General features: G+C 53.8%; 21 protein-coding genes. 10 read left to right on the top strand and 11 right to left on the bottom strand.

The genetic code is table 11. From position 1 onward, the window contains the following. The first annotated feature begins 39 nt into the window (after positions 1–39). Complete coding sequence (locus K0H63_RS13405; protein ID WP_220065111.1) at positions 40–1263, top strand: DEAD/DEAH box helicase; 1224 nt, start codon at positions 40–42, stop codon at positions 1261–1263. 100 nt (positions 1264–1363) lie between these two features. Here the strand turns inward: K0H63_RS13405 and K0H63_RS13400 are convergent, their stop codons facing one another. From K0H63_RS13400 to K0H63_RS13390, 3 genes are read right to left on the bottom strand one after another with little or no spacing between them, the layout of a single operon-like run. Then, positions 1364–2419 (bottom strand): porin, encoded by a 1056-nt coding sequence (locus K0H63_RS13400; RefSeq protein ID WP_220065110.1) that lies wholly within the window; start codon positions 2417–2419, stop codon positions 1364–1366. Positions 2420–2432: 13 nt separating this feature from the next. Next, on the bottom strand, positions 2433–2801 hold the full coding sequence (locus K0H63_RS13395) for a cytochrome c3 family protein (RefSeq protein ID WP_220065109.1): 369 nt from the start codon (positions 2799–2801) through the stop codon (positions 2433–2435). A gap of 10 nt (positions 2802–2811) precedes the next feature. Beyond that, a complete protein-coding gene (locus K0H63_RS13390; protein WP_220065108.1) occupies positions 2812–4344 on the bottom strand; it encodes a flavocytochrome c in 1533 nt (510 codons plus the stop codon). Between the two features lie 173 nt (positions 4345–4517). On the opposite strand from K0H63_RS13390, the gene K0H63_RS13385 reads away from it, so the two are divergent. The 3 genes from K0H63_RS13385 (at position 4518) to K0H63_RS13375 (ending at position 7341) form a co-directional block, all read left to right on the top strand. Next, a complete protein-coding gene (locus tag K0H63_RS13385) occupies positions 4518–6332 on the top strand; it encodes a sensor histidine kinase (protein WP_220065107.1) in 1815 nt (604 codons plus the stop codon). After that, a complete protein-coding gene (locus K0H63_RS13380) occupies positions 6325–6930 on the top strand; it encodes a response regulator transcription factor (protein ID WP_220065106.1) in 606 nt (201 codons plus the stop codon). Before K0H63_RS13385 ends, K0H63_RS13380 begins: the two co-directional genes overlap by 8 nt. Before the next feature lie 162 nt (positions 6931–7092). Next, positions 7093–7341, top strand: a complete 249-nt coding sequence (locus K0H63_RS13375; RefSeq protein WP_220065105.1) for a DUF3297 family protein — start codon at positions 7093–7095, stop codon at positions 7339–7341. Positions 7342–7406: 65 nt separating this feature from the next. Here the strand turns inward: K0H63_RS13375 and K0H63_RS20120 are convergent, their stop codons facing one another. Beyond that, positions 7407–7541, bottom strand: a complete 135-nt coding sequence (locus K0H63_RS20120; RefSeq protein WP_258405580.1) for a hypothetical protein — start codon at positions 7539–7541, stop codon at positions 7407–7409. Positions 7542–7570: 29 nt separating this feature from the next. After that, on the bottom strand, positions 7571–7723 hold the full coding sequence (locus tag K0H63_RS13370) for a hypothetical protein (RefSeq protein WP_220065104.1): 153 nt from the start codon (positions 7721–7723) through the stop codon (positions 7571–7573). A gap of 116 nt (positions 7724–7839) precedes the next feature. On the opposite strand from K0H63_RS13370, the gene K0H63_RS13365 reads away from it, so the two are divergent. Further along, entirely contained in the window at positions 7840–8565 is a 726-nt protein-coding gene (locus tag K0H63_RS13365; protein ID WP_220065103.1) for a hypothetical protein, read from the top strand. 33 nt (positions 8566–8598) lie between these two features. Here the strand turns inward: K0H63_RS13365 and K0H63_RS13360 are convergent, their stop codons facing one another. Next, positions 8599–10332, bottom strand: a complete 1734-nt coding sequence (locus K0H63_RS13360; protein ID WP_220065102.1) for a cyanophycinase — start codon at positions 10330–10332, stop codon at positions 8599–8601. A gap of 422 nt (positions 10333–10754) precedes the next feature. Here K0H63_RS13360 and K0H63_RS13355 point away from each other — a divergent pair, with 422 nt between their 5' ends. Genes K0H63_RS13355 through iadA form a run of 3 tightly spaced genes read left to right on the top strand, consistent with a single transcriptional unit; the run spans position 10755 to position 15963 of the window. Then, on the top strand, positions 10755–13292 hold the full coding sequence (locus K0H63_RS13355) for a TonB-dependent receptor (protein WP_434086767.1): 2538 nt from the start codon (positions 10755–10757) through the stop codon (positions 13290–13292). Positions 13293–13342: 50 nt separating this feature from the next. Then, complete coding sequence (gene yfcC, locus K0H63_RS13350; RefSeq protein ID WP_220065100.1) at positions 13343–14791, top strand: putative basic amino acid antiporter YfcC; 1449 nt, start codon at positions 13343–13345, stop codon at positions 14789–14791. Then, positions 14791–15963 (top strand): beta-aspartyl-peptidase, encoded by a 1173-nt coding sequence (gene iadA / locus K0H63_RS13345; RefSeq protein ID WP_220065099.1) that lies wholly within the window; start codon positions 14791–14793, stop codon positions 15961–15963. Before yfcC ends, iadA begins: the two co-directional genes overlap by 1 nt. A gap of 515 nt (positions 15964–16478) precedes the next feature. On the opposite strand, the gene K0H63_RS13340 is transcribed toward iadA, so the two are convergent. Next, a complete protein-coding gene (locus tag K0H63_RS13340) occupies positions 16479–17153 on the bottom strand; it encodes a hypothetical protein (RefSeq protein WP_220065098.1) in 675 nt (224 codons plus the stop codon). 127 nt (positions 17154–17280) lie between these two features. On the opposite strand from K0H63_RS13340, the gene K0H63_RS13335 reads away from it, so the two are divergent. Further along, entirely contained in the window at positions 17281–18705 is a 1425-nt protein-coding gene (locus tag K0H63_RS13335; protein WP_220065097.1) for a hypothetical protein, read from the top strand. Positions 18706–18851: 146 nt separating this feature from the next. After that, entirely contained in the window at positions 18852–19466 is a 615-nt protein-coding gene (locus tag K0H63_RS13330; protein WP_220065096.1) for an inovirus Gp2 family protein, read from the top strand. A 78-nt stretch (positions 19467–19544) separates the two neighbouring features. Here the strand turns inward: K0H63_RS13330 and K0H63_RS13325 are convergent, their stop codons facing one another. From K0H63_RS13325 to K0H63_RS13310, 4 genes are all read right to left on the bottom strand, one after another. After that, on the bottom strand, positions 19545–20270 hold the full coding sequence (locus K0H63_RS13325; RefSeq protein WP_220065095.1) for a lecithin retinol acyltransferase family protein: 726 nt from the start codon (positions 20268–20270) through the stop codon (positions 19545–19547). A 212-nt stretch (positions 20271–20482) separates the two neighbouring features. Further along, a complete protein-coding gene (locus K0H63_RS13320; RefSeq protein WP_220065094.1) occupies positions 20483–21043 on the bottom strand; it encodes a tyrosine-type recombinase/integrase in 561 nt (186 codons plus the stop codon). A gap of 155 nt (positions 21044–21198) precedes the next feature. After that, a complete protein-coding gene (locus K0H63_RS13315; protein ID WP_220065093.1) occupies positions 21199–21618 on the bottom strand; it encodes a DUF2787 family protein in 420 nt (139 codons plus the stop codon). Between the two features lie 62 nt (positions 21619–21680). Then, positions 21681–22043 (bottom strand): hypothetical protein, encoded by a 363-nt coding sequence (locus K0H63_RS13310; RefSeq protein ID WP_220065092.1) that lies wholly within the window; start codon positions 22041–22043, stop codon positions 21681–21683. Between the last annotated feature and the right edge of the window lie 264 nt (positions 22044–22307).

The raw sequence follows: 22307 nt of genomic DNA, 5'->3' as shown, positions 1-22307 counted from the left end.
TTACTATAGCGCCCTTTAGTTTGTGCTCCGGAGTTTCCCGTGTCTTTTGCTGCTTTTACTCTGCCGTCTCCCTTGGCTGACAATCTCGCTAAACTGGGCTTTGCCAAGCCCACTGAGGTGCAGTCCGGCGCTATCCCCATGATGCTGGCCGGGGATGACCTGATGGTGAAAGCCGCCACAGGCACGGGTAAAACCGCCGCCTTTTTGCTGCCAATGCTAGCCCGGCTGGTTACAGAGGACGTGTCAGGCCGCAATCTGCCCGCACCCAGAGCCTTGGTGCTGGTGCCCACCAGAGAGCTTTGCCAACAGGTTTATGATGCTGCCAAAGCGCTGGCAAAAGGCAGTGCCGTGCGTATTGCCCAGGTCTATGGTGGTGTGCCCCTGGAAAGCCAGCTCAATGCCATCAAGGGCGGTGTGGACTTGATGGTCGCCACGCCCGGGCGCCTGCTCGACCACCTGAAAAAACGCACCCTCAGAATCGATACCGTCAGCCAGTTGGTGTTTGACGAGGCCGACCGTATGTTGGACATGGGTTTTGAGGATGAGATCCGGGCGCTGGTGAAAAAGCTTGCCAAAGCCAGGCAAACAGCGCTGTTCTCAGCCACCCTGGGGGACAATGTCTGGCAGTTGGCCAAGAGCCTGATGGACTCGCCCAAGCTGCTGGAAATCGCAGCGGGCAAAGATACCAAGCCACTGATTGAAGAGCAGGTTTATCAGCTCGACAGCGAGCGCAAATTCGATTTTATCTGCCACTTGCTGGGTAAAAACAGCTGGTCTCAGGTGCTTGTTTTCAGCCGAACCAAAGAAGGGGCCGATAAGCTTACGGCTAAACTGGTAGCAGCCGGACACAGTGCCGTTGCCATGCACGCCGACCTAAGTCAGCGTCAGCGGGAGCAAAACCTTGCCGACTTCAAGGCAGCCAATGCGCGGGTGTTGGTGGCCACCGATGTGGCTGCTCGCGGCTTGGATATACAGGCGCTGCCCTGCATTATCAACGTCGAACTGCCCTTTAAAAAAGAAGATTACGTGCATCGCATCGGGCGTACTGGCCGGGCAGGCAGCGCCGGGCTTGCCATCAGTTTACTGGATGCCGCCGACGAGCCTTTGCTGGTGGCGCTTGAGCACTACCTCGACCGACGCTTGCCTCAGCAGTGGTATCCGGGCTTTGAACCGGATTTGTCCATCCGCCATGAGCGTCCCCGCAGTCTCAGTAAAGCGGCACAAAAGCAAAAAGCCCGCAAGCGGGCTTTGGCGAAGCGCTGAGGGCGCTTTTCAGAGGCGACCCGGCCAGATAATCAGCCAGGCTGTCAGGTCCGGCGAAGATACTCATCCACCGGACCTGAACCTGGATAGCGCAGCAAGCTTAAAAGTCGTATCGAATGCCTATGCTGGTTATCGTGTCATCAAACTCAGCATATTGTTTGGTGTCGAACTGCCCCGCCTCCAGGTGTACCCGGGTAGACTTGGAGAAGAAGTACTCCGCGCCCACTCCCCACTGGCTGACCTGTGGAACCTGGGTCGCGGCCTCACCCATGGCCGAATAGACGCGGTTGGCGATAAGGCCGGTGCCGGACTCGTCTTTGCCATACTGGGCTTTAAACAGCCACTTGTCCCACTTGTAAGAGCCACTGACAATAAAACCCAGGCCATCTCTGTCCTGCCAATGAGGTTTGGCGGGGTTGGCCAGTTCTGATTGTTGAATAAGGGTGCCGAGTTTCAGGTTTTCAAGCCCAAGGGCGGCCAACTTCCAGTGACCCACAGCGCGCCAGGCCTTGATATCTTCAACACCATCTGAGTAGGCCGCTGCAAAATACAGGTCGCTGTTTTTTAACTTCTTATCGCCATAAGTCAGCGCCAGTTGGAAGTTGCCATTCTCCTCGCGCTTGTCGCTGTCCTGATAATAGTTATCTTCCATCAGCAGGCTGGCGCCCAGTTGCCAGCCGTGCCATACAGGGGTCTTGTATTCGAAAGAATCGCCCCAGCGTTTGTCACCGGCCATCAGGCGGTCATGCTTCATGCTGTAGTTGTCAAACACATCCACAAAGCCCTTGGTCATTTTGAATACGGGCTCCATGCGCCCCGCGGCCAGCGAGCCCCATTCGGCATGACGAATACCGATAAAGGTGGGACGAGCGGTAAAGGGTTTGCTGTTGCCGGATTCGCTGGCCGAGTCGACACCCATTTCAATCTGATAGAAGAGGGTCAGATCCGCCGTCAGCGACTCAGTCCCGCGAACACCCAAACGGGTAAAGTTGTTCTCAAGCACTGTGCCATCAAGTCCCTTGTGGGTGGCGGCGCCCGTGTCTGAATGGGTGACCGAATAATCTATCCTGCCATAAAAGTCGGGTGTGGCCTGTGCCTGCTGACTGAATCCAGCCAACAGTGCGGCGCTTAACAGGGAGAGACGAAAAACACTCATAGGTTACTCCGGATTATTTTGAAAAGTTTGGAAAGGCAAACTGGTGGCAGTCGTTGCAAAGCACCTTGGCTGGCTGATGCTCGCTGTGGCACACGGTGCAGGGCACATCTGCTCCCCAGTGCGGAGCATCGTGGGGATTGGGTGTTTGGTTCTGGGTGGAGGAGGCAATCTCATCGTAGCTGCCATGGCAGTCGATACAGGCCGCTTCAGTGGCAGGCCCCCTGGGGCTGCCCTGATGGCAGGTTTTGCAGTCTTTTTCATCGTACATAAAGCTGTGGTTGCTGCGACCTTCACGCTTGCCCATTACCTTGTAGAGCTCCCCTGCGTGTAAGGGAGATGCCACAAAACTCAGTGCCAACAGGGATAAAATCAGGGTTTTCATGTGTGTCTCCTCAGGCCTTGGCCACCTGTTCACCGGCTATCACCCCAAATGCGAACGCATCGGGGCAGGAGCAGGCAGTTAATCGAATACGGCCAAACAGACCGCCCGTGGCTTCGCCGCAGGCGTAAAGGCCTTTGATGGGCTGGGCTGTGTCCCTGTTGATGACCTGGGCATTTTCATTGATTAATACGCCGCCCTGGGTGTAGTTGAATTTCGGACGGGCCTTGATGGCATAGAAAGGCGCTCGTTTGACGCTGACTTGCTTCAACGCGGCCATGTCTTTACCGAACTGGCTGTCTTTGCCTGCCAGGGCATCCTCGTTATAGCGCTTGAGGGTGGCGTTAAGCCCGGTAAGGTCGATGCCTTCCCCGTTGGCCAGGGCCTCGATGGAGTCGTACTTCACCATCATGCCTTCTTCCAACGCGAGGTGCAGACGCTGCTTGTCGTGGAAGTTGTCGATGCCATCCTGATCGTAAATATTCAGCGGGAAGCGCCCCTCATTGCGGTCCATGATGTTGCAGATGGCTTCTGCCACGACCTGACGGTTGTTCTTTTCGCTGATAAAGCGCTGACCGGTTTTCGGGTCAACCAAGGCTCCCCACTGCAAATCTTCGGTAGGAATATCAAAGGCAAAGCGCATTAAAGATAGGTGGACTGTCTGGGCACCGGCGGCAACCAGAGTCTTGAGTGCACCAGCGGTTGCGCCCCTGTGCGTGGTGGTTGGGATGTAGTCGCGAATATTGGGAAACTCCATGGCACGGAACTCCACATCGCGGCTGTAGCCGCCCACGGCCATGACCACACCCTTGGTCACCCGATAGTGTTTGATGGTGCCGGTGGTGTTTTCCCGGTCGTCATTTCCCAGATTTGGGTCGAAAAAGTACTGCTCGCGTACCTGAATGCCCATGACCTCGCCTTGGGCATTCAGATGCAGCTTGTCAAACTTCACTCTGCGACGGATTTCGCCCTGTAAGTCCTGGGTATAGAAGCGACGCAGTGGGCGCAGTATGCCTTTGCCACCGCCATTGACCGGATAAAGGGTCCGCGGCACCGAATGGCCGCCGAGGCTCTTTAACTTGTCATGGAAGCGGCAACCCCGCTCAATTGCCCAGGGCAATACGCGGGTCGTGGTATCGGCCATTTTCAGGGTCAGGTCTCTGTGGTTCTGATAGCCGCCCGCCTTGGAGATGTCTTCGGCAAAAAGCGCGGCAGAATCTTTAATCCCCTGTGCTGTTTGCAGGTGGCTGTTTACCACTGAAAAGTTCAGACCTGAGATGGCTGACGTCCCGCCGAGTACCGGCATTTTTTCAATAATAATGGTGTTTTTGGCACCATTTTCTTTTGCCCGGATGGCGGCGCAGGTGCCCGCCAGGCCGCTGCCTACTACAACAACCTCAAAGGTTTCATCCCACACAATGGCGCTGTTGTCGTCGGACTTGGCCTGTACGGCAGGAGCCAGCACAGCAGGGGCCAGCCCAACGGCTGACAGTGCCAGACCTCCCTTGAGGAAGGCGCGGCGGCTTTGTTTGATTTTCTCGTTCATAGTGGCCTCACTTCATGATGACAAGGCCATGGAATCAAAAAGCGGGCAGCGGCTATATAGTGGTTTTCCGAAAGGCACATCAGGCTGTGAAGCGGATCAACTCCCGGGAAGTTAAAGATGCGGGCTGCTCGGCCAGGGCCGATAATCCCGGTGTAATCTAATCGGGGAACATGATGAGTCAGGTGTGGCGGCTTTTAGTAATGTTGGCGTTGCTGCCAGTGGCGATGGCCTTTGCCGGGGTGTCTGCCAGCGAAATAGGGCAGAACAGACAGACTGTGCGCATTGGTATTCTCACCTTTGCCGAGCGCTCGGACACCCTGAGTGCCTGGCAAGCCACCGCCGATTATCTGGCCCGGCAGACAGGGCATGGCATCCGCATCGAACCGCTGACACCATCGGAGCTTGACAGGCAGGTTAAGGCCAGGGCACTGGACTTTATTATCTCCAATCAGTTTGTTGCCGTGGGCTACAAAAAAGACTGGGGCGCCAGTCAATTACTGACACTGATCCCTGCCGACGGTCGGGATCCTGCCCGTGCCATGGGCTCGGCATTGGTGGTGCGCGCGGGCGCCCCGGTCACCCGTTGGCAGCAGCTTGCCGAGCTTAACATTGTGTCCACTGATCCCCGGGCCTTTGGTGGCTTTCTGATTTTTGCCGGCGAGATGGTGAGGCGGGGCTTGGACCCTGTCGCAGATTTGCCCGGACTGACCTTTGAAGGGTTTCCTCAGACCAAACTATTGCAAAAGCTGTGGCTGCATGAGGCAGATATGGCCATTCTGCCCGCCTGCGTATTGGAGCAGGCCATTGCCCGTGGCGAGTACCCGGAGGGAGCTTTTGATATTGCCCTGGCGAAATCGACACCCGGATTTGCCTGTGGTGTCTCGAGCGAACTCTATCCCTATACCGCACTCTCCAAGCTTGGCCACACCAAAAGTGCCCTGGCAACCGAGGTGGCCAGGGCGTTGTTGTCGATGGATGCCAACACGGCGGCGGCCGTCACTGGCGGCTATCGCGGCTGGTCTGTGCCGGTAAACGATAATCGGGTATTTGCGCTCAAACACACCTTGAGAGAATGGCCATTTCAAACCAACTGGCAGCGGGTCGCCTCTGCCGCCATGCCCTGGTTTGGGGCGATAGTTCTGTGTTTGCTTTTGGGGTATCTGCATCACCTGCGGATAAAGCGGCTGGTGGTTAAACGTACCCGTGCACTGGAGACGGAAATTGAACAGCATCGGGAGACCCAGCGGGCGTTTAACGAGCAGCAGCGCCAGTTTTATCGAGCTCAGCGGGTTTTGCTTACCGGAGAGATGGCGTCGGGGATCTCCCATGAATTGAAACAGCCGTTGGCGGGGATCCGCTATCTTGCCCAGGGCTGTCTGTATCGGCTTAAAGACCATGAACCCGAGATAGCATCGGCCCTTGGCGGGGTACTGACACAGGTCGACAGGGCCCAGGAAACCATCAGCCGCCTGCGAAGTTTCTGCCAGCAGCCCAGTCGCAGTGTGCCTTATCGGGTGGATACCCTGATTGAAGAGACCCTGGCGCTGATCTCGCCGGAGCTTAAACGGTTGAAACTTGAACCTTCATTGACCCTCGCTGAGGTCGAGGCCAGGCTGGATCCCGGGCTTATGACCCAGGTGTTGGTGAATGTACTGCTCAATGCCCTGGACGCCATGGCCGGGCAGCCAACGCCGTGGCTCGGTATTTCCCTTGAAACCACTGACTCGGGTTGCCTTATCCGGGTGTCTGACAATGGTTGTGGGTTAACGGAGGCGCAGCTGTCCAGGCTGTTTTTCCCATTTGAGTCGGCCAAGGCCGACGGATTGGGACTGGGCATGGTCATTTGCAAACGTATTGTTGAAGAACATGGCGGCAAAATCTCGGCCCATAATCGTTTTGATGCCCCCGCAATCGCCCCCCAAATCGAGAGCAGCCCCAGTGGGCTGGAGATATGCATAGAGATGCCCCTGGGAGCTGAAAATGATTGATGTGTATCTGGTGGATGACGACCCCGATGTGTTGGCGTCACTGAAATGGATGCTCGAAGGCCTTGGTATCAAAGCACGGGGCTTTGCATCGGCAGAGGATTTTTTGGCGGCTGTCGACTTGTCCCGCCCCGCAGTTGCTGTGCTGGATGTGCAGATGCCCGATATGGACGGGATGAGCCTGCTGGAGGTGCTGTTCTCCCGGCCAGGCCCTCTGGTTTCCATAATGCTTACCGGCCATGGCAATATCTCCATGGCCGTGAAAGCAATACAACAGGGCGCCATGGATTTTATCGAAAAGCCGGTGGATGGTGACAAACTGCTGGCCTTGCTGCGCCAGGCGGCAAGGGTTGCCACAGAGCGAGCTGCCAGCCTGCAGCTGTCGGCCGACATTCAGCAGCGGCTCGATAGCTTGTCCCCAAGAGAAACCGATGTAATGCATCGGGTGCTTGAGGGCAAACTCAATAAAACCATTGCCGCAGAATTATTTATCACCCAAAGAACGGTTGAGATCCATCGCCGTAACCTGCTGGAAAAAATGGCCGTGAGCAATGTGGCCGAGCTGGCGTTTGTTCTGTCGAAGCTGCGTCTTCAGAGTTAGGGAATCCTGATGCTTGTTGGGCTTACGGGAAAACACGCACTAGTGGCCGCGGAGCAGCTCACTAAGGTCACAGGTAACCAACAGCGCCTATTGAGCCCGGCCGGGTGATTGCCTACAATGGCGCACGATTTTCATATTGCAATTGATGAGCAGATAACGAGTATGAACGACACTAAATCACAGCCAGCCTTGCCGGACCGCCTTTCCATCAACCCCCGCAGCCCACACCATGTCGCTGCCGTGTTTGAGTACGATATCGGCATCAAGATCAACGGCAAAGAGCGTTTTGACGTTGAAGAATACTGCATCAGCGAAGGCTGGATTAAAGTGGCCTCCCGCAAAGCACTGGACCGCCGTGGTCAGCCACTGCTGATGACCATCAAGGGCGAAGTGGAAGCTTTCTACAAGTAACGGCCAAGCCGCCCGGTATTCCGGATTCAGGTTGGAATAAAAAAGACAGGCAGCCCTGTCTTTTTTTATGAATACGGGTCAGCGACCAATAGGAAAAGCTTTACTTCGGAGTCGATAAGGCCCGCCAGTCCGGTGGCTTTGGCGACTTCATCCACAACCCTGTCCAGCTCCTTATTGTTGTCATCACTGATTTGTCTCATGCTCAATGCGTTTTGACTTATTTCCCTGATTACTGCATTTGTTCGGTGGTCGACCTGGCAATTTGACTGCTGATTTCCACAATCTGCTGCAGGCTTGCTGGCGGTATTTTTCGTTCTCTGGCTTGCCCCACCGCAGTGCCTCTTTTTTGGGAAAAATCCACATGCCGCTTGCCTGAAACCATGGGGACTTTCTCTTCAAATCAGGACAGGTTTGCCGTTGCCTTACGGCGAGTGAATCGCGCGATGTAAAAGACAGCACTAGACTCATAGAGGCTTGGCTATCAAAGGAGCGCTTGTTGTGAAGACCGCTGGAGGCTGTGTGTCCGTCATGTCGTTGGTATTCTTGCTTGGGCTGGCGTTTGCGGCCCAATCTGACGTGGCACTAAAAAGTGGGGCGAGAACACTGGCGGTTATCGCCCTGGAGTATCCACCATTCACGACGGAAACACAGGCAGATAAAGGTAGCAGTTTCAGAGCATTGCAAAAGTATCTGCTCTCAAACCAACTTGAATTTGAGCTGCAACCTCTGTTCCTGCCCTCTGCGCGTGCACAGAGTGAAATTGTTGCAGGTAGCTGGTGTGCTTCATTTTATCCCCCTCCAGATATCGTCAGGGATCAATCCCGCTTTGTGCTTTTATCCGATGTCAAAGTGGTATTGGGCATATTTCGTCGTCGTGGGCATGACCCTTTTGTATGGCGGGACTTATCCGAGTTGGGCGGGGGAACCATTGCCTTGCTTCGCTCAAAAGTAGACGGCAGCTTTATTCAGCAATTCATTGATGCTGGACTCACCATCGAGTTTGTCAGTGATATCTCAACAGGATTAAGGATGCTCAGTAAAGGACGGGTGGACTACGCGTTCGGCGACAGTGACGCATTAAGTGTGCTCACCTTGCCAAAAGCGATGCGGGAAGACCTGCAGTTTTCTTCCACTCACCTGATGGAGGTGCCTGTCGGGGTGTTCGTCAACCCAATGTGTCCTGAGGCCGCTGCCGTGTTGGAGACAGTGCCGGCCCCAGACTGACGGAATAAGGCCCAGCTTGCTATTTGTTATTGGTTATTGAGTCAGCTTATCTGACGATACCCCTGTGCTGTGTTCAAGCCCCAATGACTGGTAATAACCCAGTGAATGACATTGGCTATATGGCTGGTGGATAAGGGTGAATCCATCCCTTGGCAGCCAAGCGGGTATAAACCCAGCGCAACTGACCTCGTGTAATTCTCCCTGTGGTTCTTCAACCCTGATCTTATCGCGACTTAACCTCAGTCGGGTGCCATGGGGCAGGTAGTGGATGATGTGGCTGTGAGCCGGGCTCTGGTGTGTTTGCGCTTTATCGGAGTTCGGGCCATGGCTTTTCGCCGCATTTATTTCAATTACCCCCTGTGTTTCAGATGCAGGCTCACTGAACCAGACGCCGCCTTCACCTTCGATAACACCGTATTGGCCATCTTTGGATAGCCAAAGTGCGGTGTTTTCATCGACACCCACCGCAAGGCCGGTTTGGCTTTTATCCTGCAGCAGTAGCAGTCTGATTTGTCTGTCGCGTTCACTGAAATGGGTATCTGTCACGCCGAACGGGTAGAGTCCCAAACCGCCACCGGGCCGGTAGGTGAGGGTGTTGGCAGGATTCAGCGCCTCGCAGCTGAGCTCTTCGCATCGCTCGCTGACAGGGGCTGATGCTACCACGCCAAAATCCAATGCTCCCTGACTGGTGCCGCCGGTGATCATGGCACCCGATGCCATCACGGCAGTACCGGCGCTGGTGCCGCCGATTATCAATTCACCGTTTGCAAATCGTTGTTTTACCAGTTCAAGTGCTGCGCTCGGTTGACCATCGGCTCCCAGCCAGGCCGCCAGAGTGAGGGATTGATCGCCGCCGGAGAGAAAGAGGCCATCCAGGGAGGCCAGGGTGTGCAGCAGTTGCTCTGGGTTAAGACAAACCTGATTGAATTTGTCCCACAGCGCCGGGTATACCCGCTGCCTGTCGTGGTATCCCTGATAAGTCTCACCAAGCGCTGCCAGCTTATTGCATCCAGCCTCTTTATCATCAAACTCCCAGGCTTGCTGCAACGCGCTGTCTAACGGTAGCCATTGGGCTATCGCGCCCGCCTGAGTAAAGGCTTGTTGATAAAAACTGGCGGCTTCAAACGGATCCCGCGCGGATGCGGTGACTATGCCGATTTTCGGCGGCTGGTTACCGGCTCGCCGCGCCGCGCGGCTGACAAAGGCACTGAAGTGTGAGGCGCCCTGGGCATTTTTGCCCTGCGCCAAACGTACTTGCTCTGTCTTTGGCTCACCTTCCGGGGTGAGCTGTACCCACTCGAGGGTGTCGAGCAGGGCAAAATAGCTGGCGTCATTGAGTGTATTGCCAAGTGGGCCCAGCAGATCATGAAGAGCCTCGACATCGAGAATGTTGCTATCTGCAGAGCCCAGAGCCCAGAGCCCAGAGCCCAGAGCGCTGAGCAATGCCCTTTGGGTATCGACGTTGAGTCGTGCCCAGGCCGGGGTGGCCTGAAAGCGGGCCAGACTTTGCTCGCTCAGCTCATACAAATGCCGGGTTTTGGCCTTGTCCGGGAAGCTTGTGTCAGCCGTGCAGTGCTTTGGGCTCAGGGAGCTGCACACGGATAAAGCGCCACCCGCCAGCATCAGCGACAGTGTTGGGATGGGTTGCTTGTCTTTTTCCGGTGTATTGTCTGGGTTATAGGGTTTGGCCGCAGCGGACGCAGCAAAGGGCGCGATTGACATCGACAGGGCAACAGCACCGATAAACGAGAGAAATTTTGAGGTCATGGCTCTGCTCTAAAAAATTTTGCATGCCACGTATTGACTGGTCGCCACTATAACGGCTAGCTTGTTTACCGGTCAATAACATTGATTTCACATTTGGTGGATATGTTTCCAGTATCAACTTCTCTTGAAAGATACCATTACCGTACCTGGTATCTGTCCGAATGGTGGGACGAATAAACCACTGAACTTTAAGGTTCAGTGGGCTGTCCTGCGTCATCGCTAAGGCTCCCACGCCTCATTTTTTGCTCAGCTGCACGCCTGCACCGTGAACGCACAACTTTTTTGTGCCACGTATTGACCACGTCCGGTGGCTTAGGCGCGCGCCTGAAAAATTATTCGTTTATTTTTGGGAGCTTCTCATGAAAGTTTCAGTATTTGCCTGCGCCATTTCCGGTTTTGCCCTGTCAGCCCTGACCATCGCCATGGCCCATGCGGCCGATAACGACAAGGCTATTTCAGCCGAATCCAAACTCGAAAAAATTCAGATCACCGGTTCACGTCTGAAAGGGGTGGATATGGAAGGTGCCAATCCGCTGCAGTCGTTTGATCAGGAAGAACTTATCAAGCGTGGCTATGACACCATTGCCGAATTCCTCAAGGATCTGCCCCAGGCGGCAAGTGCCGGCACCTTCACCGAAACCGGTGGCGTTGGCGGCGCCGATGGCGCACCGGCCGGTGCAGCCGGGGTGAGTTTGCGTGGCCTGGGTTCAAGTTCGACTCTGGTACTGGTGAATGGTCGCCGGGTCGCGGTGGACTCTTTCTCCAATGGCTCAGACTCCTTTGTAAACGTTAATGCCATTCCCATGGCGGCCATTGAGCGCATCGATGTACTGACCGATGGCGCCTCGTCTATTTATGGCTCAGATGCCATCGCCGGGGTGATTAACTTCATTCTGCGTAAGGATTTTGTCGGGCATGAACTCACGGCCCAGTACGGCAATGACACCAGTGACCACGATGCCAGTCGCACCGGACTGACCTACGCGGGCGGCTTTGCCACCGACAACACCAACACCACAGTGGTGCTGGATTACGCCAAGCGCAACGCAATTTTTAACAGCGATCGTCCTATCAATGTGACTTACACCTCTTATACAGAGATGGTGATTGACGGTAATTACTATGCCGAAGACTGGTGTGGTGATGACACCCGCTGGGGCGGCGAAGCCTGTAATTATGACTATGTTATCCAGCGCGCCATTCAACCCGATTTCGAGAATATCGGTGCAACACTCAATCACCAGTGGCAGCTTGGCAACGATATGACCTTCTTTGCCGAGGCCATGTATCAGCAAAACACCGGCCATGCCTATGAGGCGCCAGCTGGGTACACGGTAACGGTTCCCGGTGACGCCGCCTACGTGCCTGACTATGTACGTGACATCAATGCCGCAGATGGCGATGACAGCAACAGCATACGGGTACGTACCCGCATGCCAGAGCGCAGAATTCAGGAATACGATACCGAAAGCTATCGTGTACTTGCCGGACTTCGTGGTGAGTGGGGCGACTGGGGTTGGGAGTCAGCAGCAAGCTACGGTAAGTCCAGCAACGAAGTGACCCATGTGGCGGGCTATATGAACCGCAATGCGTTGGCCGATGCCATTGCCAGCGGCAGCTTTAATCCGTTTAACCTGGGGATGGACAACAGTGAAGAGGCGATAGCGGCGCTGCGTGACAGTGCCATTCGCCGCGGCGAGTCTGAGGTGATGTCGCTGGATGCCAACATCAGTGGTGAACTCTTTGAGATGAATGCTGGCCTGGTAAGCGCTGTATTTGGCGCCGAGCTTCGCAGCGAAGAAATTGTTGATAATCCGGCCGCATCAGCGGTAAACGACGATGTGATTGGCCTTGGCGCCAGTGATGCCGCCGCCGACAGAACCCAGTACGCCCTTTATGGTGAGGTCAATCTGCCGCTGTTTGAGAATGTGGACCTGATAACCGCACTGCGTTACGACCACTACAGTGACTTTGGTGGCGACATCAACCCCAAAGTATCGCTGCGTTATAAGGCCACCGAAGATCTGGTACTCAGAGCATCCTGGAGCACGGGTTTCCGGGCTCCTTCGCTTTCACAGCTGGGGGCAGGCACCTCCCTTGGCAGCCAATACATCAACTGCGGCGCAGGTGAGCCTTTCAATGCCCTGTGTGGCAGTAACGGCGCCATCGATGGTGAACTGGAATTTGATCAGGAAACCATAGGTAACAAGGGGTTGGATGCAGAATCCTCTGAAGCCATCAACGCCGGGCTGTCGTGGAATTTGACCGACAATTGGCAGCTTACCGTGGATTACTGGCGCTACGATCACGAAGACATAGTGGATATCGATGCCTCCACAACCCTCAATGCATGCGTACAAGGCACTGCGCCTGTTGTGGGTTCGGTGAGCGAGCTTAAGGGCGAGTTCGGTTGCGTGGTGGATGGCAATGGCGACATCAGCTTCCTGCGCACCGGCTACTTTAACGTGGGCAGCCAGACCACAGATGGCCTCGATTATCGGATGACCTATCGCCTTGAGACAGAGGCGGCAGGCGAGTTCAGCTTCTACGTCAGTGGCACAGAAACCTTCAGTTTTGAGCGCCAGGTGACTCCGGATGCCGACGTAGAGGACCTCCTTGGCCGTCTGTCAGGTGCCAACGAAATTGCCCGACCTGAGCGGGTGCTGGATGCCGGTACGGACTGGAGCCTGGGTGACTGGAGTGCCAGCCTCAGCGCCCATTATGTCTCGAGCATGGGCGATGGTGACTTCAAGTTTGATAACGAGACAGTGGACAGTTGGCTTACCTTCAGCGCCAGCGTGGGTGTGACCCTGATGGAGAATCACTCGCTGATGTTGTCGGTTCGTAACCTTACCGATGAGGAGCCACCGTATGCCTCGTCGCCCACCAATGGTTACGCCAGCTCAGCCCATGACTGGCTCGGCCAGCGCTGGAACCTGCGTTATAGCCTGCGTTTCTGATGCACTCCCTGGCCGGGCTTGCCCGGCCTTTTTTCATTGTGGGAGGACATATGTCTTTATCCAAACGGGAAATGCCGGATGCCTTCGTCATCCTGATGTTGATGATGCTGCTGGCATGGGGCCTGACCTTTCTCGTGCCCGCAGGCCAGTTTATGTGGGTGGCAGAGCAGGGGATCCGGCTTGAAAACTTCAGCCTTCAGGCCTCCGAGGGGCTTGGCAGTGCGCTTTTCAGTGCAAACGGAACGCCTGGGCTGCTCAACTCAGCATTTGATGGACTCACCTCGGGAGGGCGCGACAGCTCTGCCGTTGGTGTGGTGGCCTTTATTCTGATTGTGGGCGGTGCTTTTGGTGTGCTGCTGGCAAGTGGCGCCGTGCATCAGGCGCTGACACTGCTGATAGCACGTCTCAAAGCGCGGGAAGCCCTGTTGTTGCCGGTGCTGTTTTTGGTGTTTTCCTTAAGCGGCGCCGTGTACGGTATGAGCGAGGAGGCGATTGCATTTTGCCTGCTGCTGATGCCGCTTTTCAATGCCCTGGGTTATCATCCTGCGGTGGTGGTGCTGGTAACCTACGTCGCCACCCAGGTTGGCTTTGCCACTTCCTGGATGAACCCGTTCAGTGTGGCCATTGCCCAAGGAATAGCGGGCTTGCCATTGATGTCGGGGGCTTGGCTTCGGGCACTGTGCTGGGGGATTTTTACCCTCTGCGCCCTGGCATACACACTGCGTTTTGCCAAGCTCACGCGACGCACGGCTGCTGGTCCGGCAGAGGCAGCGGATGCAAAGGTTGCTCAGCCCCTGATAACAGAGCCTCAGCTTCAGCAGACACGACTTGGTAAGGTGAATATCGGCATTTTGCTGATTTTACTGCTGACATTGGTTTGGGTGATTTGGGGCGTGGTGGCTGGGGGCTATTATATTGCCCAGATTGCCAGCCAGTTCTTTGCCATGGCGATGGCAATTGGCTTGCTACTGTGGCTCAGTGGCACCATGACCTTAAATCAGGTGTCCGGCGCTTTCCAGCGCGGCGCTGCCGAGCTACTTCCTGCCGCGCTGATAGTGGGTTTCGCCAAAGGGCTGGTGATATTGCTTGGCGGCGACAACCCGTCTGCGCCGTCGGTGCTCAACACCTTGCTGTACTCAGCGGGTGGCAGTATCGGAGACTTGCCCGACTGGCTCTCGGCGCAAATGATGCTGGTGTTTCAGTCGGTATTTAATGTGTTTGTATCGTCAGGCTCCGGCCAGGCTGCCCTGACCATGCCGTTGATGTCACCGCTGGCAGAGCTTGCCGGGCTCAGCAGGCAACTGGCCGTGCTGTGTTTTCAGCTCGGTGACGGACTGACCAACCTGATTATTCCAACCTCTGCGTCCCTGATGGGCTGTTTGGGCGTGGTCAAAATCTCCTTTGGACAGTGGCTTAAATTGATTTGGCGATTACAGCTGTTGCTGATGACCCTGGCGAGTGTTGCTGTGGGTATTGCCGTTTATACAGGATATAGCTGATGTTAACTTTGATCAGAAATGCCAACCTTTTTACGCCTTCAGCGGTTGGTTTACAGGATGTGCTTTTTGGCACAGGTGGCGTTATCGCCATCGCTGAGCCGGGCTCGCTGCATGTCGCTTCTTTGCCCTGCCATGAAATCGACGCCAACGGGCGTGCACTGGTGCCTGGCCTCGTTGACCCGCTGGTTCACATCAGTGGCGGCGGCGGAGAAGGCGGCTTTCATACCCGCACCCCTGAGATGCAATTGACGGAAGCCACACTGGCGGGAGTCACAACCCTGGTGGGGGCACTGGGTACAGATGCTGTCAGTCGCAGCCTGGAAGACTTGCTTGCCAAGGCTCACGGCTTGGCCAATGAAGGCTTAACGACTTATATCTACACAGGCTCTTACGAGTATCCGGTCAAGACGCTCACAGGGGATATCACCCGGGACATGATGCTTATCGACAAGGTGATTGGTGTAGGTGAAATCGCCATTGCCGATCACCGTGGCTCGCAGCTTTCTGCCGCCGAACTGGCTCGGGTCGCCAGTCAGGCCAGGGTGGGGGGCATGTTAAGCGGGAAGGGCGGCATTGTGTTTGTGCATGTGGGGGATGGCAAACGCGGGCTGGATATTCTGTCTGAGGTTGCCAGCAGCACCGATATTCCGCTGTCGCAATTCTATCCGACCCACATCAACCGCTCCCAGGCATTGCTTGAGCAGGGCGTTGAGTTTGCTCTGGCGGGTGGTGTAATTGATTTTACGGCCTCTGAAAACAGCGCCACCTTAAACAGCGACGAAATCAGTGCGATAGATGCAGTAAAGCATGCGCTGGCAGCTGGCGTGGCGGTATCACAAATCACCTTAAGCTCCGACGGCAATGCCAGTTTGCCGGTATTCGATGCCGCTGGTCGCTTAACCGGCCTCGAAGTCGGCCGGGTCGGCAGTCTGGCAAAGGTATTTCGTGGCCTTATCAGCGAAGGTATTGCCGTGGCAGATGCCCTTGCCATGACCTCCGCCAATGCGGCCCGGATATTGGGGCTTGCCACCAAAGGGGTTATTGCTGAGGGGAAAGATGCTGATCTCGTGCTGCTGAATGACCAATATGAACCAGAGTTTGTCTGGTGCCTTGGCAAAGCCATGGTGGCCAATGGCCAGCCACTGGTTCGGGGGACCTTTGAGAGCGCTTGAGTGACGGGGGGCGGACTGTGCACAGACGGAGGGAGCGCTGGCCGCTCCCTCATATTTGCGTTAACCCCTCGGTTCGCGGTCTTTATGGGCAGAATATCAGGCAATAAAAAAGACGTCCGAAGACGTCTTTTTTATTTTAGGTTTGGTGGGGCGGCGGGACTTGAATTGGAGTAATAATTCATTGTTATTTAATTGTTATATGTGATTCAGTTTTTGTGTGGAATACCATTTTGGATACTGTAAAAAATGGTGTTTATTTCTATTTTTATATCAAAAACTTGCAAAACTTTCAGTGTTGTTGGTTAAGTTACCGATTTGTCAGTAAAACTGGCGTCGGCAAATATTATCAACAGGTGTTTTTTTTGGGTTTATTTTTCCAATAAGTTTTAGATTAATAAGGTTTCCGCTATGGTTTTTTATGATGTTAGATAAATTTCAAAATCGCAAGTTTTGCTTGCTAAGATTGAATGCTGCAGGAAGTTTGTGTGCTATGTCCATGCAATATAGGGGCGTTGCTACTCAGTATGCTTTGAAAATGCGCTGTAGTAGACCTTGGTAGCTTCAATAAGAAGGGCGTCATCAATGGACTGGCCTCGTTCATTTGCTGAATAGATAAGATCGTACAGCGTGGCGATACAGTGCCTTAAATCGTCATTTTTTGCTTGGAGATTTTTATAAGCAACTGATTCTTTGGGGTTGATTTTGCCTTTGAGGTCGAGTAACCGAATTTTGTTTAGCTCTGAGTTCTTAATGCGCCGGTTATCGTCCAATTTCTTTCTGATCTCACGGTCCGATTCCAAAAATGCCTTGTAACCGTCCTCAATAAGTAATGAAACAATTTTGGCTTTTTTCTTTCCTTTGCACATTGTCTTAAGTTGAGCTAGCACAGCCTTGTCAAGGCTTACAGATAAATTACCAATCCCTTTTTCCTTTCGATGCTTCATGACACGCCAGGCACTTCCCATCGTTTTGGAAAAGTTTTTGATTACGTCGATATCAGTCAAGCGAGCCATAAAGTGATTTGCCAGCGCTACTTTAAGGCTTTGCATAGTGGGCGTTGGTTCTGAAAGCAAAATAGCTTTACGAGTCAGGTAGCCCCTTACCCAATCTCGAGCGTTGGGGGTTTCCAAGTCGAGAAAATCAAACAGCTTAATTAGTTCAGGAAGTTGATGGCGGTTTCCTTGGCGCATATCTCTTCTGTCTTTCTGTAACAAATAATGTAACGTAACATGTTTTATTGACTTGTAGAAGCCGCTGTTTTATTGCGTTTTCTGTGGTATATCTGAGCGATATGACTGCAATTTAAAAATCCAGTTAATGTATCTCTTAAGCTCAATGACCGGTGCTTCACCAGAAACCAGATTCATCCTGTTCGCTTCGGCACAACTTATGGGTGATGGCTGCCTCTCCGACACTATGGACGGCTACGCAGATCGCTTGTTTGTTTCCAAGCGCTATCTTGGTGTGGCGGTGGATTACCTGGTTCGGGAGGGATACCTATGGAAAATCAAAAGCTCTCGGGAGACGCTCAAGGGGAAACATAGAAATACTCTGTTCGACTTTTATCTCTCGCCTGAAGCGTGGCGGATGTGGTCTGAGTGGGTTGCTGAGAAATGTAGTTGGAAGGATGAAATTGACCATGTGCTCAGGCTGCCACAATCAAACGAGGTAGTTGGATCTAAAAAACGGTCAGCCATAACAGCGCAAATGCGTTTGGTCTGGATATCACTATGGATGGCGTCAAATAAGGCTGGATTTGTTATTGGTTGTGACTTCGCGGTCCTAAGCAGAATGCTGGGGATGTCGGAAAATCAGTTTCACCGAGGGGCACGAGCGCTAGCTCGTGAAGGCTTAGTGTCAATCGCAGCAAACCACACAGCGCGAACTCACCTGTTTGAACCAATGCCTCCTGTATACAAACTCCAACCTCAGTCGAGGAAATGGAAAGTCATAAAGCTGGGTGTTTCGCTCGGGGATAGTCAGTTAATCCCGCTTAGATTTTTATTTAAGCTTGGGGACTTCTATCGGAAGGCGGCAAAACGTTCACGAGCGGGACGACTGCCTTCTCATTCATCTTATCTGACTGATGAGCAGTATTTTGAACTATCGAAGATTTTCCATAATAAGAAGCTTCAGGCTTTGGTGCAGCAAGCGTGTCTGTCGACCATTTTTTCATTGTCTTCAGGTTGTTTATTGAATCAGGCTAGGGCTAATGAATCGATGAACTATTCGAATGAGGAACTACGGAAGCAGGTCAAAGGGGTATTATCTTCAGTGTTGCCATTCTCGGATTTGAAGGGTTTCCCAACGGCAAAAAAGCCGCAAGGAGTTGAAGATGTCTCTGATGTTGGCGGCGCAGAAGTGCTTAGAGAGTGCACTCTCAGTGAGTTGACGTTAGAGGTGGTTGACTTAATAGAGATGATCTCAAGGCGGCTGAGAACTTTTGCTGATTGCTTCGGTGCTGACGCGCGCGTACTGAATCACGACCCACGTATGATGATGCGCACCATGTTATCGCGTCAGGACAATCCAACCGATGGCAGTCAGTTAAAGGGAATGACGGGACAGGAATCCGATTATGTTGTGAACAGCGTGCTGGATTTGTTGGTACCCAATGATAAAAAATTCACTGATTGCCTGATATTGAAAGATGTCTTGTATACGGCTAACTCCAGAGTAACACATCCCAATATTAGCCAGGTTGAGCAGTTGATTTGTTTTGGTGGGCATACCAAATCCTGAGAAACGTGATTCGGATTAGTAATATACTTATGTACAGTGCTGAGCTGGTGGTTCTTGCGAGCTCTCAGCAGAGGTGGTGCTGTTGATAGCAGTAAAACATTACTGGCTTCAGTCATCCTGTGAATCAATCACAAAGGATGACTATCATGTTCCATTTAAACTTCCGTGACACAGCTAATTACTCCACTTGGGTTCCTGGGTACCTTCAAATTATTGAAGGGATGCTGGGGTTGTCTTTGGCGCAATTTAATCGAGTGTGTGTGCTGAGATTTGACCTGAGGTTTCCCGAATCAAGTCAGTACAGTGACCCTAGAGCAATCTCCCGTTTTATAGATTCATTCAAAGCCCACTTAAGGTCATGGGATCTACAGCGAGCAAGCGAGCATCCAGTTGGCTTTGGTTATGTTTGGTGCCGCGAGCAGGATTCGTCGATGAATTGGCATTATCACTTAGCGTTTTTTTTCAATAAGGATGCAATCTGTGGCTTTGGGCAGACGGAGTTTGGCATAAGCAATACCTATAACCGGATCCTAAGTGCCTGGGCCAGTGCCATCGGTATCCCTGTGGAACAGGCTATTGGATTGGTGCATGTGTGTAAGAACGGCGTGTATTGGTTGGATAAAAATTCCGTTGATTATGAGCGGGATTATGAAGCCGTGATGGAGCGTTGCAGCTACCTAGCTAAATCAGCTACCAAGGACATCAACGACGGTTATCGCAACATAGGCGCGAGCCAGCAGCTGTTTATGGGGCGAGTTTAGGCTAAGAAGCACCGGCTATAATTGGCCGGTGCGATATGCTTGCGATAGTAGACCCTTTGAAGGGGGGATTGCCACGGTTCAGTAGCGCAGCCACCACCAGATATCCCTGCCGATCTCAGCAACGGATTTGATGGCATGTCCGGTGACTTTTGCTGGCGTCACGATAGCGGCGTTGACTACCGTTTTGGCACTGCCTGTAACCAATGCCTTTGCCGCTTCGCCAAGTTCGCCTTGCTGCAGATGGTGGGCGGTGTCATCGAGAGTATCTCGGCCACCGTTGATAAGGCTCTCAATCGGTTTGGCTACCATATCACCAGGATAGCCAATCAAGGTGCTGACCTTCTTCGGTGCACCCAGATAGTCGGCAACCAGTTTGGCACCGGTAGATACCAGGGCGGTGGTGGCAAGTGGCCCACCAGCCGCCCGTTTGACGACTTCACCTGCCAGGCCGCTGCGGGCAATGCCCTGGGCGGCAAGGTGGGTGAGGTTACTGACTTGATCGGACGAGTAGGGCTTATCCAGGCACCAGTTGACGAAGTGCTCGCAGTTGTTATGAAACAGCTGGTAATTGTGCCGCCCGACCATGCTGCGGGCACGGCTGACGGCAAGCTCGCTGTCATCAGCGGTATCGATACAGCGTACCGTTTGTGCTTCGGCAAAACTCACCAGTGATATTTCGCTGACAAAGCCTTCCTTACTGAGGTGGATGACGGTCCCGTGGCCAACATACAGGCCATGGTGTTCGGTGATGCCTAATGCATCGATGTTGGTGACCAGATGATCTCCGGGGTAAAACGCAGGCATAAATGCTCCTTGGTCCGGCGACAAATGCCAGACAGTGTTTGGGTTGCTCGGTGCGAGTTGAGTGAGTTAGTGGGGAAATGGGGAGGTAACAGTGGTACTGCTGGTGGTCGAACTCAGTTGCTGCGGTGGTAATAGGTTGGTAGTGGAGACTAGAGTGGCCGCTATACACGACAGAGCTGCGGCGAGTAACCGCTGAACTCAGATGTACTAGCTCAGATCTCCAGTTGCAGGAAATCCTGATCGACCTGCTGTTGGCTGATCCCTATGTACCTTAAGGTCACGGCTTCGGATTGATGGCGCAACATGCGCATCACCCGGCCCAAGTCCTTGCACTGCTGATACAACCAATAGCCCCGGGTCTTACGCATTGAGTGGGTACCGAGATCGAGCTTAAGTTCTTCACCCACCAGCATAAATGCCTTGGTCACGGCGCGGCGCGTCAGTGGTCTCGGTGGCCGGTTAGCCGCTCCCGGACTGCGGTACGACTGAAACAGATATACGTGCTCGGGATGTGCTGCCCGAATGGCCGCTATCCGCTCGCGGGTTTTGGCGTTGAGCACTATCCTGGCGTGTTTACCGGTTTTACGCTCCCGTATCCGCAGGGTATCGCCTTCGATGTCGCTGAAACGGATAGCCAGCAAGTCGCTTATCCGCAGCGCCAGGTTGAGGCCTATTTCCCACACATCGCGCATCTGCTCGCCACACTGGCGCTCCAGCAGGTAGCTGATAAGCTTGATGGTGTCGTGGCTTTTTACTGCATCGACTTCCTTCATAAATGACTCCTTAGGCCCTATGGGCTCAGGTTCCTAAAAAATGCTATTTCATCATTGTGAGCACCTGCCTTTGTGAAACCCGCATCGGACGGGCCTTGGCAGGTACCCACAATAGTTTTTTGAGCACCTGACGGCGGTGCCCTTAGCTGGCAGGCTCAATGCAGCTTCAGTTCCACCTCAAACACCTCGCTCTGTACATAGCCGATGAAATTCTCCAGGTAGGTTTGCAGCAGCTCGTTGGCCTGGGTGAGATGACAGCTGCCGATAAAGCTGTGGTAAAGCAGGTTATCGCTGAAGCAAAAGTCGATATCCTTCTCCAGCTCCGGAAACGGTCCGCCTGACCAGGCAAAGTCGGTGAGGTAACTCAGCTGCCAGTCGTTACCCTGGCGCTCCAGACCAATCTCGACCGGATGAAAGCCGCCATCTTCGGCGCTGTAGTCCGGGTCCCGAAAATGCAGGGTCAGCATCTCGCTGGCACTGTCCTTGATATCTTGTGCACGCTGATGAAGGTAACTGCCCAGCAGCTGATAGAAACGTGCTGGCAGCGTCAGTTGGGGGTAGGGAATGATGGTCATATAAGCTCCGTTGCCCAGTGGGCTGTTGATGGGTGATGTGTTACCAATGAGGATGAGAAGCCTCAGGTATGGCAGCGCCAGTCGGGTGATTCGTTACTGCCGTGGTTGTAGTAAACGCCGTTGATGATCCGCTGCCACTCGCCCTCAGGCTGGCCGTAGTCGTTACAGCGACACAGCTGGCGCACAAAAGTGATTTCTTTAGGTAGATGCCCCACCAGATCGCGCTCGGATACCCACAGCACGGTCTTACGCAGGCTGCTGAGCGGCTTAATCTCCGGCGCGCCTGTTATATGCCCCTCGTCGTCAAACGGGCGGAAAAACACCGGTAGCGTGAGCTGAATGGCTAACAGGTTCAGCAGCTGCGGCGAGGCGCTGCAGGCCTCTGCCACTGCTGCCTGGGAAAAACTGTCGGTAAACTCGATCATGATGACTCCTTAAGGGAATTGGCTCTGACTGGGAGCTCATGTCCGTAGATGTGTGTCGATAACTTTTAGATGTGTGGTTGCCGTGCTCTGGTCCCGCTTGGGGTACCAGAGCGGGCAGGGGGTATGCGCTAGGCACTTGGAACTTGGAACGCTCTTACCAGCTGGAACATTGCAGTGAAGAAACCAGCAGTAGGTGGGGTTCAAACCACGCCTGCTTATTAACTAAACAGCAGAATGTGAGCTTGCTGGTGGACGGCAAACCCA

This window comes from Shewanella zhangzhouensis (assembly GCF_019457615.1).
Taxonomy (GTDB): domain Bacteria; phylum Pseudomonadota; class Gammaproteobacteria; order Enterobacterales; family Shewanellaceae; genus Shewanella; species Shewanella zhangzhouensis.
Note: the sequence above shows the minus strand (reverse complement) of the source record. Positions and strands in the feature narration are given on the sequence as shown.